The organism is Spiroplasma endosymbiont of Notiophilus biguttatus (genome assembly GCF_964030985.1).
Lineage (GTDB): Bacteria > Bacillota_I > Bacilli_A > Mycoplasmatales > VBWQ01 > Spiroplasma_E > Spiroplasma_E ixodetis_A.
Map to the genome: position 1 here is coordinate 605,733 of NZ_OZ034993.1, position 11,929 is coordinate 617,661.

The following is an 11,929-nucleotide window of genomic DNA, read 5'->3' on the forward strand; positions in this document are numbered from 1 at the left end:
AGTTCAATTAAAATTTCAATTTTTTTATTTTTAATTCACATTTATCACAAATTCCATGAATTTCTAACTTATAATGTGAAAAATAAAAATTATTTTTAGTTGCTAATTTTTCAAGTTTTTCTTCTTGTAATGGTGAAATTTGTTTCTTATCTTCTAAAGAGGTATGAATGATTTTATTACAAAAATTACAAATAATATGAACGGTATTTTCTGATAATTCATAAATTATTTGTTTTCCTTCAAAAACATTAGCATGAATAATATGTTCTGTCATTAATAAATCAATAGTATTATAAATACTCATAATATTAATATTATCATTACCTTCTTTTGTTAAAAAACTAATAATATCATTAATACTAACATGTTGCTTAAGCGTTAATACTTTAATAACTGCTTTACGAACATCAGTTAAACGATAGTCTTTATCTTTCAACTTTTGGATAATATTTTCAAAATTTTTATTCATACTAATCTCCTGATAAAATATAATATTACTTTTTTTTATTTTCTGCTGATTCTAATCTTTCAATTTCATTTATTAAATCTTGAACTGTTTTTGTTTGTAAATCCAGTAATTTATTATCATTAATTTTTACATGATGCTCTTTTTCTAACTTAAGAACAATCATTACTAATCCAAGAGAGTCAATTTTTACATCTTTAAATTTAGTTTTGGGTGTAATTTTTTCTTTAATTTCTGGATAATCTTCTTTAACAATTTTATGAATTTCACTTAAAATATTCATAAATTCACTCCTAATTTACATCATTTTTATTAATAGTTATACTTAGTATAACATAGAGCATTAAATTTTATTTGTTATTTTAAAATATCATTCTAAATAATCTAATTTTAAATTAGTATTATATTCAACTCATACAGCATTATTTAAAAATATGTATTGAAATAAATCTTGATTAAATTGTATTTTATATATAATCTGTGGGCATTGGTTAGATAAGTTTACTTTCTTGTCTTCAAATCTGTACAAATTGATTTGGAGGCATTTTCAATCTAATAACTATTCTATCATTGTTTCAATATCTAACAAATTTTTCTAATATTTTATTAAAACTTTCCATACTTTCAAAAGTGCTACCAAACATCATTTTAAAATCTCTTTTAATTCAACGATTTAAACATTCACTAACTTGATTACCTTTAAAACCTGATAGACTTTTTGAGTGAATTAGATTAGTACTTGTATTAAAAACTTTACTAACAATTTCGCTTGTATTAGCAGAACCTAAATCTGATTGAATAGTCGTAAAATTACATTGTTTAGCACTCGCTAATTCTATTTGATTAACCACATTTAACACAGTTTTGGCATTTTCACTTTTGTTTATTTTTCAGCCAACAATTGAATTACTGTACATATCAGTAGCAAAAACAACTAATAATTTTGTTTTTTTATCACCAATAATTATATTTTTAAATCATGTGCCATCCATACCAACTTTTTCAAGAAAGTTATTACTTGAAAAATTACGTTTTAATAAATCTTTATTATTTTTTAAATCACTATTTTCTACTACTCTATTTGTTGATTTAGGTTCTAATAATAATTTAATATTATTATCTTTTAATATTTGTTTTATGCTTGTTTTACTGCATTTAAGACCTTTATTTTTTATTTTTAACTCTAATCTTACTTTTTCAAAACTAGTGATATTAATGTACTTTTTTTCATTTTTAATGAGAACTATTTTGTTTATTGCTTGTATCAAATTATCATTAATTTTTGATTGATATTGCTTTTTACCTTTTTTTACTCATAAATAGTATGCTGTTTTGCTAATAGCTATGTAAACAATAATTTTATTTAATTGATGACCTTTTTGCTTATATTTTTCTACTATTAAAAAACACTTATATTTTAATAATTTACTATTTTTTCCCCTTGTTAATTTCTTTTCACAGGCTAATTGCTCCTTTAAAAGTTCTTTTTCAACCTCATCTTTTAAAGCTTGTTTTCTAAGTTTATCAATTTCTTTGTTTAATAGTTTAATTTCAATATCTTTCTTATCGATCCTGTGAGAAGTTTGGGATTTAAAAATTTTGGTGAATGCATTTTCACCTTTAATTTGATATTGGTTAACCCAATTATAAATTAATACTGGAGTTGATAATTTATATTTGACTTGAATTTCATGTATTTTTAGTTTTTTATCAACTAAATACTCATTAACAACGGCTAATTTTGTTTCTTTTGAATAAACTTTATAATTCATAATTTCTCCTTCTGTATTAATTATTTTTAATTATATTACAGATTGAAAATATTAATTGGTAAACTTAAGTGACTGATGCCTTAGAACCTGTTTAGAATCTTTTAGAGAATAAGGTAAAATTACTATATATTTTAAAATAAGAGGTATATATGCATAAAAATTATCCAAGTCATGTCACTAAAGAACAATTTGAGAACATAAGATTAATTTTAGAAAATGTCAAAAAGAAAACAAAACCAAGAAATTTAGATTTATATGAAGTATTTTGTGCAGTTTTATATGTATTAAAAAGTGGTTGTCAATGAAGAATGTTACCAAAAAATTTTCCAAAATGACAAACTGTATATTATTATTTTCAAATTTGAAGTAAAAATAATGGTAAAGAACCTAGCATATGACAATTAATTTTAAAAAAAATTAGTTAGAAAAGTTCGTATCAATAATCATCGAAAAGAAAAAACCAGTTTTTGTATAATTGATTCACAAAGTGTTAAAAATACAGATACTACTAAAAACAAAGGTTATGATGCTGGTAAAAAGATTTCAGGAATAAAACGTCATATTGCTGTTGATTCTCAAGGTTTACCACATGCAATTTACGTAACTACAGCAGAAAAAACAGATCGTAATAGTGCTATAATAATGATTCAAAATGAAAAAGAAAATCTTTCTACAGTTCAAAAAATAATAGTAGATGCTGGTTATACTGGTGAAAAATTTGCTTCTGCAATCAAAACAATTATAAATGCGAATGTTGAAGTTGTAAAACGTAATGAATTACATTCTTTTGTAGTATTACCAAAAAGATGAGTTGTAGAGCGAAGTTTTGCTTGATTAGAAAAATGTAGAAGATTATGAAAAAATTGTGAAAGAAAATTAAATACTAGTTTACAAATGGTTGTTCTTTCCTTTATTTCAATTTTATTAAAAAGATTCTAAACAGGTTCTTAGATATTAGTAAAATAAAATCTAATTAAAGGTGATTGAAAATGAATATTTTAGACATAATAAATAAATTTCCAAACCAAGAATCTTGTATAAAATTTTTAGAAGAAATAAGATGAAATAACAAACCAAAATGTCTTTTTTGTTTTAGTGAAAAAGTTAACTCTGTTTTAAAAGAGTCGCGTTATAAATGCAAAAAATGTCATAAGTCTTTTAGTGTAACTGCTCAAACTATTTTTCATCATACACGTGTACCACTTCAAAAGTGATTTATTTTAATAGTATTAATGGCTAATGCTAAAAAAAAGTTTATCATCATCTCAAGCTTCAAGAGACTTAAATTTACGTTTAGCAACTGTATGAAAAATGATGCATAAAATTAGAAAGGCAATGGCTAATGATGAGATTAAATTATTAGCAAAAATATTAGAGATGGATGAAACATATGTGGGTGGAAAACCACGTAAATATAATGATGTTGATAATAAAAATAACTCATTATGTGGTAGAGGAACTAGTAAAGAGTGTGTTGTTGGCATTATTGAACGAAATGGTAATGTTAAATTATTTCATGCAAAAAATAAAAGTATTAAATCTGAAGATTTAATGAAAATAGTTAAAGAAAATGTTGATATTAACAATTCTATTCTTTTTACTGATGAATATCGTGGATATTATAAAATGAATAAAATTTTACCACATGAACAAGTTAATCACAAAAAATATTTTTCTTATAATGGTATTCATACAAATACAATAGAAAGTTTTTGAGCAATATTAAAAAGAGGTTTTATCGGCCAATTTCATTGAGTTTCAAAAAAATGACTCCAATCTTATTTAAATGAATTTTGTTTTAAATATAATAACCGTAAAGAAAAAATCACATTTAAAAATATCATAATTAAATTATTTATTAAGAATTAAGTGTTAACCAATAAGCGTAAAATTCCGAACATTTTTGGTTTAATTTGTAATTGATACTGTGGATTACTATTAAAATAAAAACTAAGTGATCCATAATTATGTTTATTATTAATATGACAATTTTCCTTTAAATTGCTAGGTTTTTTACAATTAAAACTATAATTTAAAACATTTACATTATCTTTTTTAATTGCTATTGCTGGTAAAATTATCTTATAAATTTTCATAGCCATATGCAAAAAAGAAATATCAGCATATGGACCAAGTTTATTATTTTCAAGTAATTCTAAATATGAAGAAGTAAGAAATACTCACTTAATTGATTTAGATATCACAAGTTGTCCACTTGCTTGCTTAATATTACTATAATTCAAATCATATTGAAACGTTACATCATCAAGTAATCCCTTCACTTGGTTCTTTGCTAATATCAAAATCATAACTATATGCTTCTACAATTTGAAGTTCAATATAATAATAACTGCTTTTTTGCAAAGTTTGGATCGGAAAGCCAACCACTGTGAATCTTGGAATTAAAAATAATTCTTTTTCATAAATGGGGCTGTTTTTTACATCACCCGTTAAATTCATCTTTTGTTCTAAAAAACTACGCGAATTCAATAAATCAATGCTATTAATATTCATTTTATATCCTTAAATTAAATATAAGTATAAAAAACGCTTAATAGCCGTTTTTTCTAATTTTTCATATTCTTTGATATGATAATATTTTTTTCATCAATTTTTATTTGATTTAACTAAGAACGTTCTAACAATATAACTATATTCATTTTTTGGTAATAATGCTAAAACTGTATCAATAATTTGAACGTGTTTTTCATAATTCTTTAAATCCTTATTTATTGCTATCTTTTAGCATAGTGAGAACTATCCTCTTTCAAAACATAATTTTCTTTAAAATTATTATTTGCTAATGTTAATTTTGCTTGTTCATATTTAACAAAAATAGCAGCAATTAGTTGCTTATCAGCACTTATTTGTTCTTAAATTATTATCACCTCAATAATAATTTAAGAACAAATAATTATGTTTCCTCTATTTTATTTCTATTTAACTTAGTAATTTTAATATGATCTTGCAAAATAAGTTCAGACGCTATTAGGAGTTTGACACTTAAAACAATTACTTGGTGTTTTATACGGTTCTAAAGGAATACAACGTGATGTTGTACCAGTTAAACTTTTAATTTCTTCTTCACACTTTATTTGATCACAAAAAGGTACAATAAAGAAACCTTTATGAATTTTAACTAATTTATGATATTCATTGAAATCTGTTAATTCTTTTAAACTTGTATTTAATTTTTTTTGTGAATTATTAAATAAATCTTTATTTAATTTATTTAATTGATTAATAATAGTTGTTACTAATAATTTTTCATTATTAATTTCAACATCAATAGTATCCAAGTTATGACGTAAAATTAATTTAATTGCTTGGTTTTCAATTTCTTGCTCACCAATTGCAATAGTAATTGGAATACCTTTAATTTGACTTTCACTTTTCTTATAAGAAAAACTTTTATTATCATCATTTATTAATACTCGGAAATGAGAACTTAAAATTTTAAATATTCTTTCAACAGTTATTTTAAATTTATCACTTTTAGGTGATAAATTTAAAATCATAATCTGATGCGGTGCAATTGTAGATGGCAACACTAAACCCAGATCATCGCTATGTGCCATAATTAAAGCACCAATTAATCTTGTGGATACACCTCATGATGTTTGATATCCTAATTCTTGTTTATTGTCTTTATTACTAAATTTAATATTAAATACCTTTGTGAATTCTTGACCAAAATAATGACTAGTACCGGCTTGTAATGCTTGTCCATCTTGCATCATAGTTTCAATTGTATATGTCATTTTTGCTCCAGCAAAACGTTCGTGAATTGTTTTTGCACCAACAATAACTTTAATTGCTAATTGTTGTTCAACAAAATCAGCATACAACTTAATCATTTTTAAGGTAAAGTTTTTTGCTTCTTCATCGTTATTATGCATTGTATGTCCTTCTTGTCATAAAAATTCACTAGTTCTTAAAAATGGTTTTGTATTTTTTTCTCATCTAACAACATTACATCATTGATTATATAATAATGGTAGTTGTTTATATGAACTAATTATTTTTGAAAAATGACGACAAAATAAAACTTCTGAAGTAGGACGAATAATTAGTTCTTCTGATAATTGATTATTTCCAACTTTAGTTACAGTTGCACATTCTGGTGCAAAACCCTCAATATGATCTTTTTCAACTTGAAATGCTTTTTGACTAATTAAAAGTGGTAACATTACATTTTCAATATTTAAAATTTTAAACCTTTGATTTAATAAATGTTGAATATTTTCTCAAATTGCATATCCACGAGGACGAAAAATAATGGTACCAGCAGCTGAACCATTTTCTGCGCCATAATCACAAAGTTCTGCTTGTTTAATAACATCAGTATATCATTTGACAAAATCAATCTCTCTTGCTGTAATATTTTTACTCTTTGCATTATTCATAATGATTTATTCACCTTTCGTTGATTGACTTTTATGTCACTTCCAATAATTTGGGTAATTTAAAGCATCTAGCACTTTATTTGCTTGTTCTGATTCTAATACTTTTCCTAGTAAATAATCAACCTTTAATCCTTTTAAAACAATAATTTCAGGAACATTAATAATACCACGAGCTAAAATATTTTTAATACCTAAAATTCTTAAATAATGCAAACAAATAATAACATCAATATATTTACTAAAACTAAAAGTGACTTGTTCTAATAAATTAGAAGTTAAAACTACATAATCAGGCTTAAAATGATTAATTAATTTAAAATTATCAATATGACGTAAATCATGAGTAAAAGAAATTTTAATTTTATTACTACGAATAGTTTTAATAATTGAATCATACTTATTCCAACTATTAATTTCACCAATATCTTGAAAATCAAAAATTAAATCACTATTTTCAAAAAGATTTTTTCTCTTATTAACAAGAGCAATCAACTTTGTTAAAATAGTTTTATCTTGTAACTCAATTAAACTAACAGGAAGAATAAGGTTTTTTTCTTGTTTTAATTTTGCAAATTTTTCAAATGTTTGAATAAATAAAGGCTCATTTACTTTTCATCACAATCCTGAATCTTGAATATTACGCATCAAAACAATAAACGAAACATAATAAGAATTTTTAACAAAATTTCATCAAGCATAGTAACAATTTGGCTCATTTGAATTATCACTTTTATATACTGGTCTAATACTAACACTTAATAATTTTTCCATTTGTTCTGATTGTAGAAGTGAATAATGATTATAATCAGGATAATTTAAAATATCATTTGTCTTCAATTTAATTTCAATTAGGTCTCTACTTTGTACTACTTCTAATTGATTCTTATCAATAATTTTATTATATAATATATAGACATTTGAAGCATCAGTTTTTACTGAAGCATAAACACATAATATTTGACTTTGAATCTGCAAATAACTACTTTTTTCTACTAAATTACGTTTAATATAACTATTTATTTTTTTTTGGAATCGATATAAATTTATTTTCTTATTTCTGGAATAAATTAAAAACTGTCCATCATAATATTTACAAATAATAGTATTATCTAATCCTAAAGTTATTTTACTATAATATGAAATTAATAATTCCATTCGTTCAATATTATTAACAGTTAAAATATTTTCTAATGCTAAATAATTTTTTATTTTTATTAAAATCATATATTCAAATTGACTATTTATTTTTTTATTATATTTTTTTTGACTAAAATTATCTAAAATAGTTTGCACAAAAACTGACTTTACCACTGTTAACTCATTTTGTTGTAAAATAATTGCTTGTGAAATAGCAAAACGATTATAACGAATATTACTTTGCATTTGACCATACAAAACTTTATTATTATCAAAATAATCAATTGACAAGTCATAAACAATAACTTTACTTCCTAATTGAAAAGAAACCGAAAAATGACACGACTCAAATGGAACTTTATTCACTAATAAATCTTGAATAAAAATTTCAATTTTTACTTTAGTTTTACGATTCATCATTGATTTAAATACAAACAATGAAATTCGTTTTTTACGATTTAAAACTTCTAAGCGTTCAGAAAAAGTAATAATTTCATTTTTTAAATCAATTTTCAATGGAACTAAACTTAACAAATCACCATGGATAACATTATAATATTGATTATTACGATGATTTAAACGTATAAATAAAATAATTATTATTGTCATAAAAGGAATTAAAGCAATAATTACAATTGCAGATCAACGCATAATTTTACCTCCATTTAATCAGAGCCTAAAGTAATATTACCATTATTCCCTTGGAAAAGTTTTAACTTTAATCTTTGATTGTCAATATATAATTTAGCTAAACGAAACATTTTGCGATCTTTAACCAAAATTCAATCAATAGCTTCAACAGGAATTGTTTCATATATTTGAACACGATTAGTATCAACATTTAAACCTCAATCTTTAATAGTACTTTGAAATAGTTTATGAATATCAACAGAAATAATAGCTATTTTATTAACATCAACATTTTGCTCTGCACATCACTTTCAAAAAAAATGGCGTGTTGAATTACCTAATTCTAATTCTAAATAAGTAGCATGTTCTAAATAAGTTCAAACAATATATTCTTGCTTTGGTAATAATTTAATTCGTGAAGAAGGTTTAATTCCTTGTTCTAATATTAATGTAATATTATTAACATCAGTATAAAAAAATAAGTTAAAAATATTTTTATTTTCTAAATGTTTAATAATTTGAATAGTTGATCTTCTTCTAAAATTTAAAAAAATATTATTGCGTTTTTTATTATTCATTAAAGTAGAAGATTTATTAGATTTTTTTTGTTTTTTAAACCTATTAAAAAAAGGAGCTTTTTTTTCATTGTCTTCTGATAATTTAGAAATATCCAAATTAGGTTGATTTTCATCACTAAAATATTCTTTAATTTTTTTAATTCGTCGACTTCAACCCATAAATTATGACCACCTTATTATTAATATTTACCTAATTATACTAAATTTTTTTAAAATAATGGTGCTAAAATTCTAAGCAATAATAAAAATACACCCCGATAGGCAAAACTACGATGTAGTAGTGGATTACTAATAATTAAACTAGAATGAATAAAATCTTTTTCAAATGAAGCAGATAAATCACTATTTGTTTTACTATCATAAACAATTACTAAAGTTTGATGATCTGAATAAAGACTACGATAATCAAGATTAGTTGAACCAATAATAGTAATATCATCATCAAAAATACCAGACTTAGAATGGTTAAAAACATTATTATATTCATAAATTTTAACACCTGACTCAATCAATGAATCATAATAAGTTCTTGACATATCTAATGATAAAAATTTATCAGTAATTCCAGGTAATGATAATCTAACATCAACACCAGAATAAGCACTATTACGTAATGCAGTAATTAAATCGCTAGTTGGAATTAAATAAGGAGTACTAATTCAAACTCGCTTTTTAGCATTACTAATAAATTTAATAAATAAATCTTTTTGAATTGTTTCTTTAGTAATCGGTCCATCATCAATTACTTGGACAATAATATTATTTTTAATTTTTATTTCAGATTTTTCAGCAGTAATATCAAGAATATTACCAGTAATAAAATTTCAATCTTGTCTAAATATTAAATCAATTGATTTAACAGCTTCACCAACAATTCTAATTTGGGTATCTCTTCAAAAACCATACTTTGCAGAAAGATAAATATAGTTATCTGCTAAGTTAACTCCACCAGCATAGCCAATATTCCCATCAATAATAATATCTTTACGATGATTACGAAAATTATAATTTCCTGTCATAAATGGTAATCTAACTGGTGAAAATTTATGAATAATAATTCCCATTTTTTTCATTTTTCATATTTTATATTTAGATAAACTAAAATATGAACCAACAGCATCATAAATCATATAAACTTTAACTCCTGCTTCAATCCTTGCTTTTAAAACATTAATAATTACTTCTAATAGTTCCCCTTCACCAAGAATAAAATAATTAATAAAAATATAACTTTTTGCTTGTTTTAAATCTTCAATTAATTTAACAAATTTATTAGGACCATTATTTAAAATTTGAACATCAGTATTATTATAAAATGGTCGATGAGAAATTCTTGTTGTATAGTTAAATAAAGATAAAGTATCTTCACTCAAAGTTATTTTTTTTGATTCTAAAATTGAATTAGCAAAAGTTCAATCTTCTTGAGTATAAAAATAACTATTTGTTTTTAAATAAGCTTTTTGTTTTCGTCGATAACGATAAGGACGACCAAAAGTTCAATATAAAAAAATACCGATGATTGGCAAACATAAGGTAACCATAATTCATGATAGTTTTGCATCTTGCATACGATTAGTAATAAAAATAATAATACCAGTTAAAATAGTTAAGGTAATAATTATCATCAAAATAATTCATGAATATTTAATATAATTAAATATAACAAAAACTATTGTTGCAATTAAAGCAATATATAAGATTAATGATAAAAGTAAGTTTACTCGTTTACGCATGATTTCTCCTTAATATAAAGAGTTCTTTATTAAATTATATCTAATTATTAATAAATTTATTATTTAAAAGTAAAAAAAGCAATTAATGCTTTTTAAATAATGGCGGAATGGGAGAGATTCGAACTCTCGCGACGGTTTCCCGTCCTAACTGATTAGCAATCAGTCCTCTTCAGCCTCTTGAGTACCACTCCAAAGTTATAATAATTATTTTTTTACAATTATTATTATAACTTTAATTTTAAAATTTACTATGTATTTTTTAATTTTTTTAAAAAAATCCTATATTCCAAAATAAAATTTCACTATTTTTTAAATTAAATTCGCTTTTCTCCCCACATTTTTAAATTAAACACAGCATTACAATTTCAAAACTAGGTATCTTGTTGAATTTATATGCAGCTTCTTTGGCATATAAATAAACATGATGTTTTGCAACTTTGATATGTGTTTTAAATGTTCTTCTTATATGTTTTCAAACTGATTCAATTTGATTGGTATTTACACCAGTTTTTGAAACATAACCATCTTGATGGTTAACTGTTTTATGTTTTGGGAAAACCAATTTGAAATCGCAATATCCTTTTCAATCATCAGTATATACATGACATTTTGAAGAAATGTGGCTTCTTGCAAAATTCAAAAGACTTTTACTCTTTGCATTTTTCAATACTTTCACAATTAAATTATTAGTTGTTTTTCATAAATGCCAACAATCAATGTTTTATTTTTCAAGGATCTTCCTTGTTTTTTAAAAGCCATATGTGAAAGATACATTTCATCAATTTGCACTGTGCCTTCAACAATAAATTGAGGTTCTTGTTTTGCAATACGTGTTCTAATTTTATGACCCATTCTCCATGCTGTTTTTAAGGTCACTCCCAATTCTTTTGAAACATCAGTTGACAGAATTCCATGTTTGGTGTTTATTCATCTAAAGATGAGGTAAAATAATGATCTTAAAAATGTTTGTGACCTTGAAAATATGGTACCCGTGAGAATACTAAATGTTTGATTACATTTCAAACATCTTATTCTTTTAAAATCAGAAGTATTCAAATTAAAACTAGAACACCTAATACATTTGTTTTCTTTCAAATTTGCTATATATGCAAGACATTGCTGTTCAGTTTGAAAAGCAATGTTGAACTCATTCAGTTTCATTGTTCTCTCCACATGTACTTGTGGAGAGAAGTCCGTTAAATAATTA

14 protein-coding genes and 1 tRNA gene are annotated in these 11,929 nt (G+C 23.6%); 3 read left to right on the top strand and 12 right to left on the bottom strand.

Annotation, left to right across the window (positions count from 1 at the left end; genetic code table 4):
- Positions 1-7: 7 nt before the first annotated feature.
- From AAHM85_RS03675 to AAHM85_RS03685, 3 genes are all read right to left on the bottom strand, one after another.
- Positions 8-469, bottom strand: coding sequence for a Fur family transcriptional regulator (locus tag AAHM85_RS03675; RefSeq protein ID WP_342261025.1), 462 nt, complete (start codon positions 467-469; stop codon positions 8-10).
- 25 nt (positions 470-494) lie between these two features.
- Positions 495-749, bottom strand: a complete 255-nt coding sequence (locus AAHM85_RS03680) for an acyl carrier protein (protein ID WP_342261026.1) — start codon at positions 747-749, stop codon at positions 495-497.
- A gap of 208 nt (positions 750-957) precedes the next feature.
- Positions 958-2,238, bottom strand: coding sequence for an IS3 family transposase (locus tag AAHM85_RS03685; RefSeq protein ID WP_342261027.1), 1,281 nt, complete (start codon positions 2,236-2,238; stop codon positions 958-960).
- Positions 2,239-2,387: 149 nt separating this feature from the next.
- Here AAHM85_RS03685 and AAHM85_RS03690 point away from each other — a divergent pair.
- The 3 genes from AAHM85_RS03690 (at position 2,388) to AAHM85_RS03700 (ending at position 4,107) form a co-directional block, all read left to right on the top strand.
- Positions 2,388-3,177 (top strand): IS5 family transposase gene (locus AAHM85_RS03690; protein ID WP_342260572.1). Its coding sequence is split into 2 segments (ribosomal slippage): positions 2,388-2,648 and positions 2,650-3,177, totalling 789 coding nucleotides; the frame shifts between segments, so codons are not numbered across the junction.
- A gap of 50 nt (positions 3,178-3,227) precedes the next feature.
- Positions 3,228-3,560, top strand: coding sequence for a transposase (locus tag AAHM85_RS03695; protein ID WP_342261028.1), 333 nt, complete (start codon positions 3,228-3,230; stop codon positions 3,558-3,560).
- Positions 3,478-4,107 (top strand): IS1595 family transposase, encoded by a 630-nt coding sequence (locus AAHM85_RS03700; protein WP_342261029.1) that lies wholly within the window; start codon positions 3,478-3,480, stop codon positions 4,105-4,107. The genes AAHM85_RS03695 and AAHM85_RS03700 overlap by 83 nt, the downstream gene beginning before the upstream one ends.
- On the opposite strand, the gene AAHM85_RS03705 is transcribed toward AAHM85_RS03700, so the two are convergent.
- The 9 genes from AAHM85_RS03705 to AAHM85_RS03745 form a co-directional block, all read right to left on the bottom strand.
- Complete coding sequence (locus AAHM85_RS03705) at positions 4,104-4,520, bottom strand: hypothetical protein (protein ID WP_342261030.1); 417 nt, start codon at positions 4,518-4,520, stop codon at positions 4,104-4,106. The genes AAHM85_RS03700 and AAHM85_RS03705 overlap by 4 nt on opposite strands.
- Entirely contained in the window at positions 4,471-4,752 is a 282-nt protein-coding gene (locus AAHM85_RS03710; protein ID WP_342261031.1) for a hypothetical protein, read from the bottom strand. Before AAHM85_RS03710 ends, AAHM85_RS03705 begins: the two co-directional genes overlap by 50 nt.
- A 440-nt stretch (positions 4,753-5,192) precedes the next feature.
- Complete coding sequence (proS, locus tag AAHM85_RS03715; RefSeq protein ID WP_342261032.1) at positions 5,193-6,644, bottom strand: proline--tRNA ligase; 1,452 nt, start codon at positions 6,642-6,644, stop codon at positions 5,193-5,195.
- Positions 6,645-6,650: 6 nt separating this feature from the next.
- Positions 6,651-8,432, bottom strand: coding sequence for a hypothetical protein (locus AAHM85_RS03720; RefSeq protein WP_342261033.1), 1,782 nt, complete (start codon positions 8,430-8,432; stop codon positions 6,651-6,653).
- 14 nt (positions 8,433-8,446) lie between these two features.
- On the bottom strand, positions 8,447-9,148 hold the full coding sequence (locus AAHM85_RS03725; protein ID WP_342261034.1) for an acetyltransferase: 702 nt from the start codon (positions 9,146-9,148) through the stop codon (positions 8,447-8,449).
- A gap of 50 nt (positions 9,149-9,198) precedes the next feature.
- Positions 9,199-10,722 carry a cardiolipin synthase gene (cls, locus tag AAHM85_RS03730; protein WP_342261035.1) on the bottom strand — a complete coding sequence of 508 codons (1,524 nt, stop codon included), beginning with the start codon at positions 10,720-10,722 and terminating at the stop codon, positions 9,199-9,201.
- A 100-nt stretch (positions 10,723-10,822) separates the two neighbouring features.
- Positions 10,823-10,913, bottom strand: a tRNA-Ser gene (locus AAHM85_RS03735).
- A gap of 149 nt (positions 10,914-11,062) precedes the next feature.
- On the bottom strand, positions 11,063-11,389 hold the full coding sequence (locus tag AAHM85_RS03740; protein ID WP_342261036.1) for a transposase: 327 nt from the start codon (positions 11,387-11,389) through the stop codon (positions 11,063-11,065).
- 11 nt (positions 11,390-11,400) lie between these two features.
- The gene (locus AAHM85_RS03745) at positions 11,401-11,895 is read right to left on the bottom strand and encodes a hypothetical protein (RefSeq protein WP_342261037.1); all 495 of its coding nucleotides are present in this window, start codon (positions 11,893-11,895) and stop codon (positions 11,401-11,403) included.
- Positions 11,896-11,929: the final 34 nt, after the last annotated feature.